The following is a 15607-nucleotide window of genomic DNA, read 5'->3' as shown; positions in this document are numbered from 1 at the left end:
GTACTCCAGATTCTGGATTGTGTGGACTAGACCGACGTCGAGGAGGCGGAGTCCGGCGCACTGGCGTCGGGCACCTCGTCGTCGCCGCGGCCGGGGGTCTTCAGATTCCACTTGCGGATCACGAAGCGGAACAGGAAGTAGTAGATCGCGCCATACGCCAGTCCGATCGGGATGAGCAGAAGCGGCTTCTCGGCGAGGCCGAAGTTGAGCACGTAATCGAACAGACCCGCGCTGAAGCTGAAACCGTCGCGGATACCCAGTGCGTTCACCAGGGCCATCGACGTTCCGGTGAGGAAGGCGTGGATGACGAATAGGGGGAACGCCACGAACATGAACGAGAACTCCAGGGGCTCGGTGACGCCGGTGAGCATGGCGGTGAGGGCACCGGAGAGCATGATGCCACCGACGATCTTCTTTTGGGTCGGCTTCGCCTCATGCCAGATGGCCAGGGCTCCAGCGGGCAGGGCGAACATCATGATCGGGAAGAACCCGGTCATGAAGGTTCCGGCGGTGGGGTCGCCGGCGAAGAACCGCGCGATGTCGCCGCTGGCACCGTTGTAGTCGCCGATCACGAACCACACCACGGAGTTGAGGATGTGGTGCAGCCCCACGGGTATGAGCAGCCGGTTGGTGGTGCCGTACAGGAAGCCGCCCCAGATGTCGTTGGAGGTGACGACATCGCCGAAGGCAGTCAATCCGCCGGCGAAGGCCGGGTAGACGAAGCTGAGGAGAACACCGAGTGCGAGCGCCACCACGGCGGTGATGATCGGGACGAAGCGTCGACCACCGAAGAAGGCGAGGTAGCTGGGCAAGGAGATGCGGTGATATTTCTGCCAGAGCACCGCAGAGACGATACCCATCAGGATGCCGCCGAGCACGCTGTAATCGACGAGTACCTGGGGGTCACCCTTGGCCGGCAGCCCCAGTACGAGAGGCGACATCGCCTCACCGACCTTGGAGAAGACGAGATAGCCGACCACGGCCGCGAGGGCGGTCGAGCCGTCGGACTTCTTCGCGAAGCCGATCGCGACGCCGACCGCGAAGAGCAACGGGAGGGCCCCGAACAGCGCCCCGCCCGCCGAGGCGATGACGGCTCCGCCCGTTTCGAAGCCCGGAATGGCGCCGAGCAGGTCAGGCTGACCGATGCGGAGAAGCAGCCCGGCGGCAGGCAACGCCGCGATGGGCAACATAAGGCTGCGGCCGACTCGCTGAGCCTGGCCCAGGCCCGGTATTTTTCGTCGCGTCCCGGCGTCTTCGGTGATGCTGGACATGAATTCCTCCTGTGATGGGTGTGGTGTGTGGGGCCCGGTCTCATGCCGGGCCGGAGATCAGAGCTGGTGCCGGAGATTCAGGGTCATGTGAATCTGGTAGCGATCACCGCGGTACCAGGACGTGACGTACTCGATGGCGGCTGACCCCGCCGACGAGGTGCGACGGAAGACGATGAGCGGCGCCCCCGCGGTGACGCCCAGCGTCTCCGCGAGTTGGGGACCGGCAGCATCCGCCCAGACCGCCTGCTCGGCGTTGTCGATGCGCAGGCCGTATTCGGTCGCGAACGTCGCGTACAGGGAGCGGGTAAGGTCTTGCTCGCCAAGATTCGGCAGCAGCTCCGCCGGATAGTAGCCGCGTTCGAGGGCCATCGGGGTGCCGCCGGCCAGCCGGAGCCGTTCGACGACCTGCACCCGGGCGCCCGCGCCCAGACCGAGTGCCGCCCGCACATCGAGCGGTGCCTCGATCAGCGCGGTGGCCAGCAGGAGTGTTGCCGGAACAAGGCCGCGGCGGCGCATGTCCTCGGTGAAGGAGGCCAGGTGCAGATCGCTCTGCACGCGCTCGCCCGCCACGAAGGTGCCTTTGCCCTGGATGCGGTAGAGCAGACCCTCCTCGACCAGCTGACGGATGGCCTCCCGCACGGTCGACCGGCTGACGCCGTATTTCGCCATCAGCTTGCGCTCGGGCGGAATCGCGGCGTGTGGAGCCAGGGTCTCCTCGACCAGATCCTGCAGGATCGAGCGCAGCTGCGTTTGCTTGGACACCGGCCCGGCTGCGAGCATTGAACTCTCCTCCTGGGTCTGGCTCATGGCGTTGCCTTTCACTTGTTGATCGGTTCGGTCGGCGTCGAGCCCGAGTGGTGTAGTACCACTTCCGCTGAGTGGTCCGTACTGGTACGATCCAATAGTTAGATCATGAAGGCAGGGCACCCCACTTGTCAACACCGAGTGCGGCCCGGGCCTTCGATCGAATCGCAGTCGATGAGCCCGTCGCAGTGCCCACCACAGAAGGAACAGAAGATGACTAGCAAAGCCGCGCAGATCCTGGCCGCCCTCGGCGGAAAAACCAACATCGTCGAAATCGAGGCGTGCATCACTCGCCTGCGCACCGAGGTGACCGACCCCGCGGCCGTGAACGAGGCGGCGCTCAAGGCCGCCGGAGCGCACGGTGTCTTCCGTTCCGGCACCATTGTGCAAGTCGTCGTGGGCCCCGAAGCCGACAACCTGGCCGAGGACATCGAGGACCTGCTATGAGCCCGGCCGCACCCGTGAGCGCCTCCGTGGTCGCCCCCGTCATCGTCCTTTCCCCTGTGCCCGGCCGCGCTGTGGCGCTCGCCGAGGTGCCCGACCCCACCTTCGCCCAAGCCATCGTGGGCCCGGGCGCCGCGATCGACCCGCCCCGCGGCGTGGTCGACGCCATCGCCCCGATCAGCGGCACGCTGCTCAAGGTATTCCCGCACGCCTACGTGATCGTCTCCCCCGACGGTCTGGGTGTGCTTGTGCATTTGGGTATCGACACCGTCGAACTGCACGGCGAGGGCTTCACCCTGCGCGCACAGCAGGGCGACCACGTCTCTGCCGGCGACATCATCGTCACCTGGGACGTGTCGGCCATCGAGGCCACCGGACGCAACCCGATCGTGCCCGTGATCATCCTCGAACAGAAGGCGGAGAACATCACGCTGGCGGATGCCGTCACGGCCGGCGCCCAACTCGAGTCCGGCGATGTCTTCCTGACCGTCACCCGCTGAGCGTCCACCGCTGACCGTCGACCGCGGACGCATCCGCCGGGGGATTCATGGCGCTGGCGCTGGCGCTGGTACTGGTGCTGGTGCTGGTGCTGGTGCTGCTGCTGCTGCTGGTACTGGTACTGGTGCTGGTACTCGTGCTCATCGTGCTGCCGCTTGCGGCTTGCCTGCGGCCAGGTCGGAGGTTACGCGGGAGGCCGCGTCGCCGATCTCGGAGAGCAGCACCGTCAGGCGCCGCCGGCACCCGTCTCCGGACGGTCGTCGCCGACCTCTTCCTGCGCCATCGCCCGAGCCGAAGCCTCGGGCACCCACATCACGTCGCCGTGCTCGGCGTTGGCTCCCCGGGCCAGCACGAACATCAGGGACGACAGCCGGTTCAGGTACCGCGCGGTGAGCGGGTCGACGGAGGTCGGGTGCAGGTCGATGGCAACCCACACCGCTCGCTCGGCACGGCGCACGACGCCACGCGCCTGATAGAGCAGTGCGGCTGCGACCGTTCCGCCGGGGAGCACGAAGCCGCTCAGGTCGGCGGCCTGCTGCGCAAAGTGATCGACGGCACGCTCGAGCCGGACAAGGTGCGACTCGCGGATGCGTGCCGGCGCCGACTCGGGGTCGTCGAGGGGCACGGACAGGTCGGCCACCAAATCGAACAGGTCGTTCTGCACGCTGGCGAGCGTACTGGTCACCTCGATGGGCAGGCCACCGGCAGCCATGGCCAAGCTGACGGCCGCGTTGGCCTCGTCGCAGGCTTCGTAGGCGGCGACACGCACGTCGGTCTTGGCCACGTCGCCGTGCCGGCCGAAGGTGGTGCGGCCGGAATCGCCCTTGCCGGTGTAGAGGGCCGGTTGGGCCGGTGCGAATTCTCCGAGGTCAGCCATAGCGGACACTATAGTAATCGCCGCGCCATCCGCGTAGCGTTTAGGCGAGCCGCAAGCAGTTTTCTTCTCGCACCTCCCGCGGCAGTGACGTGACGGGAACTGTCCGATCGACGGGTGTTCGATCACCGAGGAGCGATATGTCCAAGGATTCAGCAGATGGCATCGAGTCGGAACTCGGGGACGCGGTCAGTGAACCGCACCGAGAGGGCCTGGGCACCATCGACAAAACGGTTTTCGGCGTTTCCGCCGGCATCATCGTGGTGATCTGTCTGGTCGGGGTGATGTTCACCGAGACCGTGGGCGACGTATCAGCATCCGTTCTCGGCTGGGTAACCGGCAACCTCGGCTGGTTGTTCATTCTCGGGGCGTCGGGCTTCGTCATCTTCTCGTTGGTGCTGGCCTTCGGGAGGTACGGCAGCATTCCGCTCTCCCGCGACGGGCAGAGCACCGAGTTCTCGACAGTCTCCTGGGTTTCCATGATGTTCAGTGCAGGCATGGGGATCGGGCTGATGTTCTTCGGCGTGTACGAGCCGGTCACCCACCTGGCGACGCCGCCGCCGTTCGTCGACGCACCGGCGAACAGCCCGGAGGCTGCCAACGCGGCCATGGCGTACACCTTCTTCCACTGGGGTCTGCATCCGTGGGCGATCTATTCGGTGGTCGGCTTGGCCCTGGCCTACTCCACCTACCGGATGGGCCGCGGCAACCTGATGAGCGCTCCATTCCAGGCCCTGTTCGGCAAGGAACGGATCGAGGGCAAGGGCTGGGGCAAGCCGATCGACATCCTGGCGATCATCTGCACCCAGTTCGGTTCGGCGACGTCGCTCGGGCTGGGCGCACTGCAGATCGCGGCCGGTGTCTCACTGCTTCGTTCCGGGCAATTCGAGGAGGAACCCGGAACGGTCGTGCCGATCATCATTATCTGCGTGCTGACCGTGGGGGTCGTGTTCTCCGCGGCGAGCGGGGTGGCGAAAGGCATCAAGTGGTTGAGTAACACCAACATGGTGCTGTCGGCCCTACTCGTCGTGTTCGTCTTTGTGGTCGGCCCGACCGTCTTCATCCTGAATCTGTTGCCGTCGTCGATCGGCGTCTATCTGGCCGATCTCGTACCGATGAGCTTCCACTCGGCGGTGTTCGGCGGCGAGGAGTGGCTGGCGAGCTGGACGATCTTCTACTGGGCGTGGTGGATCTCCTGGACCCCGTTCGTAGGAACCTTCATCGCCCGGATCTCCCGCGGCCGCACCATACGTGAGTTCATTCTCGGCGTGCTTCTGGTACCGACGGGGGTCAGCATCCTGTGGTTCGTCGTCTTCGGCGGCATGGGGTTGAACCTGCAGCTGAACGGTGTCGACATCGCCGGCACCGGCAGTGCGGCGGCCGGCTTCTTCGCGGCGTTGCAGCAGTATCCGTTCTTCATCGGCTCGGCTCTCGTAGTGATGGTGCTCACCGCCGTGTTCTTCGTCAGCGGGGCGGATGCGGGCGCTCTCGTGCTCGGGACGCTGTCGAGTCGCGGTCGTAAGGAGCCCTGGAAGCCGCTGGTGATCCTCTGGGCGATCCTCACCGGCGCCGTCGCTGCGGTTCTGCTGTTCGTGGGCGGGCTGGGTGCCCTGCAGACGTTCACCATCCTGGCGGCGACCCCGTTCGTTCTGATCATCATCGGGCTGTGCGTGTCGCTCTATGTGGATCTGCGTCGTGACCCGTTGCGCCAGCGCACCGTCGGGCCGGTGCGCACCTCCTCGGAGGCGCTCGGCGCGGTCCCGTTCACGAATGCGACCGCGGAGAGCATCGACCTGGGCGTGCAACCGGATGCCGCGTCTCCCCTCGACCCGGATGGCCATCGACCCTGAGACCGGCTTGTTTTTGCAGGCCGATCGCTCACGCCTCGGATTTGAGCGCCTGCAGGAACGCGGTGTTCGGATGCGCGTGCGGCAGGACATCCGTCACCTCGCGCAGCGCCTGCTCGATCGGGATCCCCCGGTGTCTCGCAGCGTAGAGCGCACCAACCGCGGGCGTGCGACTGACCGCTTGCACGCAGTGCACGAGCACGGTGCGTCCCTCGGCGCGCAGGGCCGCGATGACATCGACGGTGTCCGTGAGCACGAAGTCGAGGTTGGGGTTGGCCTTCTCTGCTGGCTCGTCGATCAGCCAGACCGCAACCTTGTTCTCCGCACGGATGCGGCCGGGAACCTGTGTGCGGCCGACCCGGCAGAGCGACACGACGGCGTCGATTTCCACCGGCAGGTCACCCAGGATGCCGATCGCACCGAGCCAGACACCATCGTCGTGCGGGTGCCGCACGAAGGTGGAAATGTCGCCGGAGGTGGAGTAGGGCAGGTGATCGGCGGTAGGCCAGGTGGTGGCGACACGGTCTTTGCGGGACCGACGGTCGAGTACGGCCACGCCGCGGCGCTTGGCTGCACCAGGCTCGTTCCGGTCGGTGCTGGCCCGGTCTCGGCGCTCGGCCAGCACCGGGGACCCCGACACGCTCGACCATCGGGATCGCCCACCGTTCGCGCGGGCGGCCAGCACACCGCGGCGCACCAGTTCGTCGGCGCGCAATCCGCCCGGCCAGCCGTGCACGATGCGGCGCCAGGCGGCCGGCACCGCGGATGCGCCATAGCGCGCCCCGAGCAGCCCGCCGGCGATCGCGGCGACCGTGTCGGTGTCGCGGCCGCCGCGCACGGCGATCTCGAGGGCGTCCTGCAGGTGCCCGGCGGGGGTGGCGGAGACGGTTCCCGCGCCGGAAGCGCCACCCGGCGTGCTCCGTGGCTGAATGATCGCCGACCAGGCCGCCTGCAGCGCCTCCACGACCCAGCCGTTCCGGCTGAAGTCGGAGGGAACGCCGGCCTCGGCCACGACGAAGCGCGCCTCCCAGAGCGCGCGGCGGTCGGCGGGCAGGGCGTCAAGGCCGACCCGAACGTCGAGGGTGCCCTCGAGCACCGCGTGCCGAATGGCCAGGCACCAGAGCACGCAGGCGTCGCCGGCATCCGTTTCATAATGGGTGAGCGTGCTGATCGTGCGGGCGACGCCGGCGAGCGCCACCGGGTCGTCGAGGTAGGCGAGCGCCACGGGCGCCGTGCGCATGAGCGAACCGTTGCCGCCGCTGCGGCCGTGCCGGTCGTGATGGGCACGGGCGACGACGCGCACCGCGGATGCCGTGGGCTCGGTTCGGGAGAGCACCGCGCGCAGCTGGTTGCCCACGTCCGGTGCCGTGCGGGCCCACTCGACCCAGGCAGCCACGATCTCGTCGAGCACGGCCTCGTCGCGGAGGTCCTGACCGGCCGCGATCGCGTTGACGATCGGCACGGCCATGGAGGTGTCGTCGGTCCACTCTCCGGGAGCCCAATCGAACCCGCCGCCGCCCCTCATCGTAACCACGGCGTCGCTCGCGAGCGGCGGGCCGAACTCGTAGCCGGCGCCGAGGGCGTCGCCACAGGCCATGCCCAGCAGAACGCCGGCGGCGCGGTCCAGTTGTGCGGACGTCAGTTTCAAGCGTTTCCCCCGTGCAATCGTGCGATCGTGCAGTCAATGAAGTCGGGCTCCGGCTGGCCCGTTTTCCGGGCCCCCCGAGGCACAAACCCCCACGTCGAGCCTACGGGCGAAACGCCGCATCCGTCGCCGCCGCATTCGAGGGTCAGTGCCGGCCGTGAATCGGGGGTCGTTCGTTTCCCCGCCCACGGCCCTGCAGCACATCCGCCCCTAACGAATTCGACGGAGATTTTGCCCATAAACCCTGTTTTCGGCCTCAAACCGACCCTTTCGGCAAAATCTCCGTCGAATTGGTTCAAGGCCGGGCACGGCGCTCTGAATGGGGGGCTCCTCGGGTTCTACGCCACCGACAGCACCACGGCGGTAACCATCTGGTCCCGGCCGGAATCCTTGGCCTGGTAGAGGGCCGCGTCGGCGCGCGCGAGCCAGTCCGCCACGGTCTCGCCCGGGGAGAGTTCGGCCAGGCCGACGCTCACAGTGCAGGCCAGATCGGGCGCCAGGGCACCCCAGTGGTAGCCGCGAACGGAGGCCAGCAGGCGCTCGCACGCCTGCTCGGCACACTCCAGGGTGGTGTCCGCGAAAACGAGCAAGAACTCCTCGCCGCCCACGCGCACGGCCATATCACTGTCCCGGGTGACGGCGCGCAACAGGGTGGCCATGGCGTTCAGCACCTGGTCGCCGGTGGCGTGCCCGTGCTCGTCGTTGACCCGCTTGAAGTGGTCCATGTCGATCATGGCCACGCAGATCGGTTGCCGGGTGTCACGGGAGCGGCCCATCAGGGGCGGCAGCTGGCGGTCGAGCGCCCGGCGATTGGGCAGTCGGGTCAGCGGGTCGGTGTTCGCCTGGTGGTCCAGATCGTCGGCACGGATGCGCAGCCGTGCCGCATCGAGCTGCGACCGCTCCGCCTCGTGGCGGGCCTGCTCGATCCCCAGGGTGTTGATCAGCATCTGGGACTGGATGCCGGCCGTCTCGGTCGTGCGTTTCAGGATCAGGGCGTGCAGCTTCTCGAAGTGCCCGAGCGCCTGCTCGAACCGGCCGGACTCCTTGTGCATCTCGAACAAGGCCTGCTGCAGCTTGATGTGCAGAGCCGGATCGTCGTCGAGGGCGGCGACCAGCAGCTGGGCGTTCATCATCGCGGTTGCCCCATCGAGGTCACCCTCGGCCCTGGCCACCTCGGCCAACTGCGCGTCGTTGTTCTCCTCGAGACTGCGGAACCCGTGCGCCTTCGCCAGACGGCGGGCCCGGCCGGCCTGCTCGCGGGCCTCTTCGTGCTCGCCGAGTTCGATCAGAATGCTGACCAGGTTGGTGCGGGCGATGCTCTCGTAGAAGTTGTGCCGTTGGGCGTGGGCCACGGCCACGGCCTCCCGCACGAGCAGGAGGGCCTGCTTCAGGCCCATCTCCACGTTCATGCCCTGGGCGCTCTGCCTCTGAGCCTGGATCAGGCAGGTGTCACCGAGGTTGTTGAGACCCACGAACCGCGCCTCGGGGTCGTCGATCGTGCGCGTGAGGCCCAGCGCCTGCCGCCCCAGTTCGAGCGCCCGTTCGGACTCGCCCATGCCCTCGTGCACCATCGACGAACGGCTGAGCGCCCAGAATTCGGCCAGGGCGCTGCCACTGCCACGGGCCGTCTCCACTGCCGCGAGCACGTGGCGCAGCGCCGGTTCGTAGAGCCCCGTGTCGCTGTAGGCCAGCACCAGGGTGCAGTGCACCTTGGACTGCCGCAGCAGATCGCCGGTGCCGTCCAGGAACTCCAGCGCCAACAGTCCCTGCTGAACGGATGCCTCATAGTCGCCCAGTCGCAGCCGATGCAGCGCCAGCAGTTCACGGGCCTGCGCCTGCTGCAGCAGCGTCGCGCCGGCCCGGGCCAGCACCGCCTCGGCCTGCCCGACACCGTCGAGATGGCTCCCGCTCGCGCTCAATCGCTCGCAGTCGGCGAGGAGGTCGTCGATCGAGGATTCTGGCGCTGGTTCTGGCGCTGGTTCTGGCGCTGGTTCTGGCGCTGGATCTGGCGCTGGTTCTGGCGCCTGCACTGCGTGAGGCGCTGCTGGTCGTGGCAGGTCGATGGCCGGTTGTCCCCCTGAGTCTTGTGCGGCATCCTGGTCTGAATGCATGTTCAGTCCCCCAACTGTTCGTGCTCAGACTGAACCTAGCAGTCGGCCTGCCTCAAAAACCCGGTTCTCGAGGGCATCGACGATGGCCCTCTGCCCCAAAACGAGGCGCACGCACGCCGACCCGCGGGGCACTCAGGGTGCCGACCTAGGATGAGCTCATGACCGACCTCGCCGCTCCCCCTGCTTCCAACGCCCAGCGCCTGACCATGTTCGGGGCGGAGTGGTGCGGCGACTGCCGCCGCTCGAAGAAACTGCTCGATACGCTGAACGTCGACTACGACTACGTCGACCTCCTGCTCGTGGGGGACGGCGCCGACCGTGCCCACGCGATCAGCAGCCGCACCCAGATCCCGGTGATCCTGTTCCCGGACGGCACCCACGTGGTGGAGCCCAGCGATTCGACTCTGCACGCGAAGTTGACCCAGCTCGGCAGCATCCGCTAACCGGCTCGCTCGCCCTCTCCGCAGCGGAGGCCAGCTCGCCTGCCCGAGTGCCCGCGCCCGATTCAGGGGAAGTAGTCGGCGAGCACGCGCGCGGTCACGAGCGCGAGCTTGCGGTCGAGCCGCTCATACAGGGGCATCAGTGCCGTGGCGCCCGAGGTCGTGTGCACCACCCCGGCAGAGTCGAAGATCGCGATCGGCTCAAGGTCGCGCAGCAGCGCCCAGAACGGCTGGTAGAAGTACACGCTGCGACCGCCCGCCTCGAACTCATCGAGGGTCATCGCGACATACTCCGCCCGCGCCCGAACGGTGGAGGGAAAGTCGCGGAAGAACTCGCATCCGGGGTTTTCTGGATCTTCGTCGTGCAGCATGGGCGCCGGAACCGCGTACCACTCGTACCGGTCGTTGGTCGCGGTGGCCAGCGCGCTGGCGATCACCCGGTAGGTCAGCGCCCGGGCGGACGTGGCCGGTGTGGTCTTCGGGATGCCGAGTCCGGTCGCCACCTCGATACGCTTGACGATCGTGTGCGGGTTGAGCGTGGCCAGCATCTGGATCCAGCTGATTTTCTGCACCACCCCGTTGACCAGGAATTTGCAGCCGCCCTCGAGGTCCCACTGCACGCTCATGCCGTCCTGCTCGTCATGCACGATCAGGAGGCGGTCGGCCTCGTCGACCTCCACCCCGGAGATGCGGAGATGCGGATGCCGCCGCACCAGTTCGCTCGCGATCCACCACATCTGGGCGGTGAGGAAGCGGTCCGCCGGCGGGTGGTAGACCTCGTAGCGGTCGACCTCGCTCTCGCTGACGCCGCCACTGTCGCCGCTATCACCACCGCTGTCGCCACCGCTATCACCGCTGTCGCCGCTGTCGTCACCGCTGCCGCCGCCGCTGTCGCCGTCACGGCCGGGCAGAAAATTCTCGCCGGAATCGTTTGACTCTGCATCACTCATAGTCGCGTCCCTCCACTCGATGCGGCTCTGCCCGCTCATCATCGTCGATCCGGGCCCCGAGCGAAACTCCCCGTTCGAGGTCGGTCGGCGCACGGGGTTCCTGCACAGCCGGACCCGTGCGGTGATTCTGCACACGCTGCGTCGGCCCCGAGGTCCCGACCCCGGCCCGCGCCTACGGTACCGGCATGACCATCGCCGCGAGCCGCTCCCGTTCCCGTCACCGCTTCTCCGCCGATTCCGTGGGCGCCTACCTGCACGAGATCGGCCGTGTGCCGCTCCTGACCAAGACGGATGAGATCGAGCTCGCCCAGCGCATCGAGGTCGGGCTGCTCGCAGCGGAGAGACTCTCACGGCTTTGGCCGGGTGCTTCCGGAGAGGGGGCCGCCGACCTCGGAGAGGAGCTCCGCTGGCTCGCGGCCGACGGCGGGCGGGCCATGAATCACCTGATCTGCGCGAATCTCCGGCTGGTGGTGTCCGTGGCCCGGCACTTTACCGGCCGCGGGCTCGACCTCCTCGACCTGATCCAGGAAGGCAATCTCGGCCTGATCCGGGCGGCCCCGCGTTTCGACCACACCCGCGGTTTCAAGTTCTCGACCTATGCCACCTGGTGGATCCGCCAGAGCATTCAACGCGCGCTGGCCGACCAGGCCCGAACCATCCGTCTCCCGGCCTACCAGGTTGAGGCGCTCACCGCCCTCAACCAGGTGCAGCACCGGCTGCGGCAGCAGTTCGGCCGCGACGGCACCATCGCGGAACTCGGCCAGGCCAGCGGGCTCACCACGCAACAGATCCTGACGCTGCGGAACCGCACCGGCCAGCCGCGGTCGATCGACGCCCCGGTCTGGGCCGACCTCGGCAGCGGCCTCGAGAACGTGCCCTTCGGCGACACCATTGCGGATGTCGCGGCGCTCGACCCGTGCGACGCCGCCGGCCGCATCCTCCTGCTGGAGCGCCTCGCCTGCCACCTCTCCCTCCTGCCCGACCGCGAAGCCAGCGTCCTGAGCATGCGGTACGGCCTTGGCGGCGACATCCCGAAGCCCCGGCGGGAGATCGGAGCGCACTTCGGTGTGTCCTACGACCGGGTGCGGCAGATCGAGCTGCAGGCCCTGGCCCGGCTGCGGTCTCCGTTGGCCTCCGGGCGGGTTCCCGGGGCGCGGGTCAGCGCCAGCGCGGAGACGGCGGAACGGGGCGGCGGCAGAATCGCGGCAGCATCCGTTTCTCGAAGTGCTTGACGGCGAATCCTCCGCGAGCGTAGCTTCAAACTGTTGCCCCGGACCCCGGCGACCGCACCGGAAAAGCCGACTGAGGGGGTTCGATGTTTGGGAACGCGGGTGCACAACCGCCGAAGGATGTCGACGGCCGGGATTTGATCTCCGAGGCGTCGTGCTCGGTTCCGCCGGGGCTGGCGTGTCCCGCTGAGAGCAGCATCTCCCTGGCGAACGACGATTCGGTCGGGAACTGGCTCGAGGACTTGCCGGAGCGTTCCTGGGATGTCGGCCCGGGAGAGTAGTCCCGTCGGCCCGGCCCGAGGCGGCCCGAGCGGCGCATTCGCCCTCGCGCGGGAGCTGCACGTGCCTGGGAATGAATCCACAGAAACATGTGTTTGCATAGAAGTCGGCATCACGCCGGACTGCGCAGCTCAGAAAGCGCATGCCAGACTCGACGCCAACAGCACACCGACCAGCTTCCCGCCAGAAAGGGACCCCGTGACTCCGCACACCTCCGGACTGCACCACGTCACCGCGATTGCCGGTGCACCGCAGCGCAACATCGACTTCTACGTGACCGGCCTCGGCCTGCGGCTCGTAAAGAAAACGGTCAACTTCGACGACCCCGGCACCTACCACCTCTATTACGGGGATGACGCGGGCCGCCCGGGTTCGCTGCTCACCTTCTTCCCCTGGACGGGCATCTCCAGCGGGCGCCCCGGCTCGGGCCAGTCCACGTCCACCGCTTTCTCGGTGCCGGCCGGCAGCCTCGGCTGGTGGGCCGGCCACTTCAGGCAACTCGGCGTCGAATCCGAATTCGTGCGCCGCTCCGCAGACGAGGAACGCCTCTCCCTGCGTGACCCCGACGGCCTGCAGCTGGACCTCGTGGCCTCGTCGACGGTTGATCCGCGCAATCCGTGGGACTCGGCATCCGTGCCCGCCGAGTACGCGGTGCGCGGCCAGCATTCCTCGGTGCTCACCGTCGCCGACCCGACCGGCACCGTCGAGGTGCTCACCCGCGACCTCGGCATGCACGTGATCGAGGAGACAACCGACCGCATCCGGGTGGGTGCCGGCGACGGAGCCCCCGGCAACATCGTGGACATCCTCGCCGACCCGAACGGGCAGGTCGGCCTGACCGCCGGCGGCAGCGTGCACCACATCGCGTTCCGGGTGCCGGACAAGACCACGCAGGAGCAGTGGCGCCAGGAACTCGTCGCGCGCGGCTACGGCGTGACGGCGATCCTCGACCGGCAGTACTTCACGTCGATCTATTTTCGCGAGCCCGGCGGCGTCTTGTTCGAGATCGCGACGGACACCCCCGGCTTCGACATCGACGAGCCACTGCTGGAACTGGGCCGCTCGCTCAAGCTGCCGCCGTGGCTCGAGCCCAGCCGGGACCAGATCGAGCGCGCCGTCGTTCCGATCACCCTGCCGAGCGAGAACAACCCGGCCCTCGTCGCGGAGAAGTAGGACCCTCGATGACCGAGCAACGCGACTCCCCACAGACCGATCTCGACTGGGTGCACGTTTTCCGGGCGGGTTCGCCGACGGCATCCGGCGACTCGGGCCCGCCCGGCTCAGACCCCACGGATGTCTCCGCCCCCGTGCTGTTGATGCTGCATGGCACCGGCGGCGATGAGCAGGAGATCCTCACCCTTGCCGACGCGCTCGACCCCGGCGCGACCGTGCTCGCCCCGCGCGGTCGCGTCACCGAGGGCGGCATGCTGCGCTGGTTCCGCCGCCTCTCCGAGGGCGTGTTCGATGTCGAGGACGTGGTGCTGCGGGCCGGCGAACTGGCGGGTTTCATCGCCCAAGCCCGGCAGCACTACGACCTCGACGGGCGCCGCATTATCGCCGTGGGCTTCTCCAACGGGGCCAACATCGCCCTGGCCACGGCCCTGCTGCACCCCGACGTTCTCGACCGGGTCGTCGCGTTCTCCGGCATGTTCCCGCTCGACGATCGCGCGCTCGCCACGGACCTCGCCGACACGACGGTGCTGATGCTCAACGGACGCTCCGACTTGATGGCCCCGCTCGCGAGCGCCGACCGGGCCGTCGCCACCCTCATCGGGCGCGGCGCCCAGGTCGACCGCGAGCTGCGCGATGGCGGTCACGGCATCGCCGCCACGGATGTCGCCGCCGCCCGAGCTTGGCTGGCCCGCCCCATGCAGACGCGCGCGTAGGCGTGCCGTGAGGGAGCAGCCCGTCGAGCCGGACCTCGATTTCGAGTATCGAACGCAGCGACAGCGCGTGCTCTTCGGCACCGGGCGGGCCGGCGAGCTGCTCGGCGAGGTGCTCGGCAAGGTGCTCGGCGAGCAGCCGGCCACGGGGCAGGCCGGCGGCACCGGCACCAGCACGGCGAGCGTAATCGCTACGGCGGGCACCTTGGGCGCCAGCGGCACCCCCGGCGCCCCGCGCGTGATGATGATCGCGACCCGGCGGGAACTGGAGCGGTCCGCGGCGGTGCTCGCCGGCATCCGTTCGGTGCTGGTGTTCGATGAGGTCGTGCAGCACGTTCCGGCGGAGTCGGCCGAGCGCGCCCATCGGGCGGCCCAGGCGGCTCGCGTCGACGTGATCGTTGCCCTCGGCGGCGGGTCGGCGATCGGGTTGGCCAAGATTCTCGCGTTGCGCAGCGAGCGGACCGGCGGACTGCCGATCGTGGCGGTGCCCACCACCTATTCCGGTTCGGAGGCCACCGCGGTCTGGGGGCTGGTCGAAAACGGGGTGAAGACCACCGGGTTCGATCTGAGGGTCCTGCCCGGCACCGTGATCTACGACGCCGACCTCACGCTGTCCCTCCCTCGCGAGCTGAGCGTGTCCAGCGCGCTGAACGCCCTCGCCCACGGCGTCGACGCCCTCTGGGCCCCGGGCGCGAACCCGGTCAGCGCGCTGCTCGCCGCTGAGGGAATCCGGATGCTGGCCCACGCCCTACCGCGAATCGCCGTGGCTCCCGGGGTCGGCCCGCACACCGCGGAGGCGGCCGGCTCGGACACATCGGGGAGCGATCCGGTTCTGGGGGGCGGCGGCATCCACGGAGCCCTGGCCGCCCGGAAGGATGCCCTCTATGGCGCGTATCTGTCGGCGAGCGCGTTCTCCAGCGCCGGTTCGGGCCTGCATCACACGATCTGTCACGTGCTGGGCGGGACTTTTGGGCTGCCGCACGCGCAGACGCACGCCATCGTGCTGCCGCATGTGGTCGCCCTCAACGCGCCCGCCGCCACCGAGGCCGAGGCGCGGATAGCCGCCGCCCTGGGCTCGCGCACCGCCGTCGAAGGGTTACTCGCCCTGCGGGACAGCCTGCACGCACCGACTGCCCTGCGGGACTTCGGGTTTCAGGAGTCGGACATCGCCCGGGCCGTGGCACTGATCCTGCCGGCCGTTCCCGCGTCGAACCCGCGCGCGGTCACCCCCGACGACCTGACTCTGCTGCTGCGGAATGCCTGGTCCGGCGCCGCCCCGGGCGGGCGCTAGCCGCTGGGCGGGCGGCGCGGCCGGGCGGGCGGCGCGGGCGG

At 68.5% G+C, this 15607-nt stretch carries 15 protein-coding genes; 8 read left to right on the top strand and 7 right to left on the bottom strand.

What is annotated here, in order from left to right; translation table 11 throughout:
- Positions 1–26: 26 nt before the first annotated feature.
- Positions 27–1271 (bottom strand): PTS transporter subunit EIIC, encoded by a 1245-nt coding sequence (locus E3N94_RS14425; protein ID WP_104099479.1) that lies wholly within the window; start codon positions 1269–1271, stop codon positions 27–29.
- Between the two features lie 57 nt (positions 1272–1328).
- Positions 1329–2078, bottom strand: a complete 750-nt coding sequence (locus E3N94_RS17525) for a GntR family transcriptional regulator (RefSeq protein ID WP_134374105.1) — start codon at positions 2076–2078, stop codon at positions 1329–1331.
- Positions 2079–2249: 171 nt separating this feature from the next.
- Between E3N94_RS17525 and E3N94_RS14415 the strand changes: the two genes are divergently transcribed.
- Positions 2250–2522: a PTS glucose/sucrose transporter subunit IIB gene (locus E3N94_RS14415; RefSeq protein ID WP_255408595.1), complete on the top strand. Its 273-nt coding sequence runs from the start codon at positions 2250–2252 to the stop codon at positions 2520–2522.
- The gene (locus E3N94_RS14410) at positions 2519–3019 is read left to right on the top strand and encodes a PTS glucose transporter subunit IIA (protein ID WP_104099477.1); all 501 of its coding nucleotides are present in this window, start codon (positions 2519–2521) and stop codon (positions 3017–3019) included. The genes E3N94_RS14415 and E3N94_RS14410 overlap by 4 nt, the downstream gene beginning before the upstream one ends.
- On the opposite strand, the gene E3N94_RS16765 is transcribed toward E3N94_RS14410, so the two are convergent.
- Complete coding sequence (locus tag E3N94_RS16765) at positions 3009–3161, bottom strand: hypothetical protein (RefSeq protein WP_174776136.1); 153 nt, start codon at positions 3159–3161, stop codon at positions 3009–3011. The genes E3N94_RS14410 and E3N94_RS16765 overlap by 11 nt on opposite strands.
- 82 nt (positions 3162–3243) lie before the next feature.
- The gene (locus E3N94_RS14400) at positions 3244–3894 is read right to left on the bottom strand and encodes a cob(I)yrinic acid a,c-diamide adenosyltransferase (protein ID WP_104099476.1); all 651 of its coding nucleotides are present in this window, start codon (positions 3892–3894) and stop codon (positions 3244–3246) included.
- A gap of 137 nt (positions 3895–4031) precedes the next feature.
- On the opposite strand from E3N94_RS14400, the gene E3N94_RS14395 reads away from it, so the two are divergent.
- Positions 4032–5741, top strand: coding sequence for a BCCT family transporter (locus tag E3N94_RS14395; protein ID WP_134570452.1), 1710 nt, complete (start codon positions 4032–4034; stop codon positions 5739–5741).
- 28 nt (positions 5742–5769) lie between these two features.
- On the opposite strand, the gene E3N94_RS17320 is transcribed toward E3N94_RS14395, so the two are convergent.
- Positions 5770–7386: an ADP-ribosylglycohydrolase family protein gene (locus E3N94_RS17320; protein ID WP_241976758.1), complete on the bottom strand. Its 1617-nt coding sequence runs from the start codon at positions 7384–7386 to the stop codon at positions 5770–5772.
- A gap of 335 nt (positions 7387–7721) precedes the next feature.
- Positions 7722–9302: a GGDEF domain-containing protein gene (locus E3N94_RS14385; protein ID WP_134570451.1), complete on the bottom strand. Its 1581-nt coding sequence runs from the start codon at positions 9300–9302 to the stop codon at positions 7722–7724.
- 350 nt (positions 9303–9652) lie between these two features.
- Between E3N94_RS14385 and E3N94_RS14380 the strand changes: the two genes are divergently transcribed.
- Positions 9653–9937 carry a glutaredoxin family protein gene (locus E3N94_RS14380; RefSeq protein WP_134570450.1) on the top strand — a complete coding sequence of 95 codons (285 nt, stop codon included), beginning with the start codon at positions 9653–9655 and terminating at the stop codon, positions 9935–9937.
- A gap of 62 nt (positions 9938–9999) precedes the next feature.
- On the opposite strand, the gene E3N94_RS16825 is transcribed toward E3N94_RS14380, so the two are convergent.
- Complete coding sequence (locus tag E3N94_RS16825; protein WP_104099471.1) at positions 10000–10884, bottom strand: hypothetical protein; 885 nt, start codon at positions 10882–10884, stop codon at positions 10000–10002.
- A 185-nt stretch (positions 10885–11069) separates the two neighbouring features.
- On the opposite strand from E3N94_RS16825, the gene E3N94_RS14370 reads away from it, so the two are divergent.
- From E3N94_RS14370 to E3N94_RS14355, 4 genes are all read left to right on the top strand, one after another.
- Positions 11070–12116, top strand: coding sequence for a sigma-70 family RNA polymerase sigma factor (locus tag E3N94_RS14370; protein WP_104099470.1), 1047 nt, complete (start codon positions 11070–11072; stop codon positions 12114–12116).
- Positions 12117–12590: 474 nt separating this feature from the next.
- Entirely contained in the window at positions 12591–13565 is a 975-nt protein-coding gene (locus tag E3N94_RS14365; RefSeq protein WP_104099468.1) for a ring-cleaving dioxygenase, read from the top strand.
- An 8-nt stretch (positions 13566–13573) separates the two neighbouring features.
- The gene (locus E3N94_RS14360; RefSeq protein ID WP_104099467.1) at positions 13574–14278 is read left to right on the top strand and encodes an alpha/beta hydrolase; all 705 of its coding nucleotides are present in this window, start codon (positions 13574–13576) and stop codon (positions 14276–14278) included.
- Between the two features lie 7 nt (positions 14279–14285).
- The gene (locus E3N94_RS14355) at positions 14286–15566 is read left to right on the top strand and encodes a maleylacetate reductase (RefSeq protein ID WP_233191142.1); all 1281 of its coding nucleotides are present in this window, start codon (positions 14286–14288) and stop codon (positions 15564–15566) included.
- Positions 15567–15607: the final 41 nt, after the last annotated feature.

This window comes from Cryobacterium sp. Sr3 (genome assembly GCF_004402835.1).
Classification (GTDB): Bacteria; Actinomycetota; Actinomycetes; order Actinomycetales; family Microbacteriaceae; genus Cryobacterium; species Cryobacterium sandaracinum.
This window is presented reverse-complemented; position numbering and strand designations above follow the sequence as displayed.

Excerpts from the sequence above, each read along its gene's own strand:
- E3N94_RS14425 (WP_104099479.1), bottom strand. The coding sequence starts at position 1,271 with ATGTCCAGCATCACCGAAGACGCCGGGACGCGACGAAAAATACCGGGC.
- E3N94_RS17525 (WP_134374105.1), bottom strand. The coding sequence starts at position 2,078 with ATGAGCCAGACCCAGGAGGAGAGTTCAATGCTCGCAGCCGGGCCGGTG.
- E3N94_RS14415 (WP_255408595.1), top strand. The coding sequence starts at position 2,250 with ATGAGCCCGTCGCAGTGCCCACCACAGAAGGAACAGAAGATGACTAGC.
- E3N94_RS14410 (WP_104099477.1), top strand. The coding sequence starts at position 2,519 with ATGAGCCCGGCCGCACCCGTGAGCGCCTCCGTGGTCGCCCCCGTCATC.
- E3N94_RS16765 (WP_174776136.1), bottom strand. The coding sequence starts at position 3,161 with ATGAGCACGAGTACCAGCACCAGTACCAGTACCAGCAGCAGCAGCAGC.
- E3N94_RS14400 (WP_104099476.1), bottom strand. The coding sequence starts at position 3,894 with ATGGCTGACCTCGGAGAATTCGCACCGGCCCAACCGGCCCTCTACACC.
- E3N94_RS14395 (WP_134570452.1), top strand. The coding sequence starts at position 4,032 with ATGTCCAAGGATTCAGCAGATGGCATCGAGTCGGAACTCGGGGACGCG.
- E3N94_RS14380 (WP_134570450.1), top strand. The coding sequence starts at position 9,653 with ATGACCGACCTCGCCGCTCCCCCTGCTTCCAACGCCCAGCGCCTGACC.
- E3N94_RS16825 (WP_104099471.1), bottom strand. The coding sequence starts at position 10,884 with ATGAGTGATGCAGAGTCAAACGATTCCGGCGAGAATTTTCTGCCCGGC.
- E3N94_RS14370 (WP_104099470.1), top strand. The coding sequence starts at position 11,070 with ATGACCATCGCCGCGAGCCGCTCCCGTTCCCGTCACCGCTTCTCCGCC.
- E3N94_RS14360 (WP_104099467.1), top strand. The coding sequence starts at position 13,574 with ATGACCGAGCAACGCGACTCCCCACAGACCGATCTCGACTGGGTGCAC.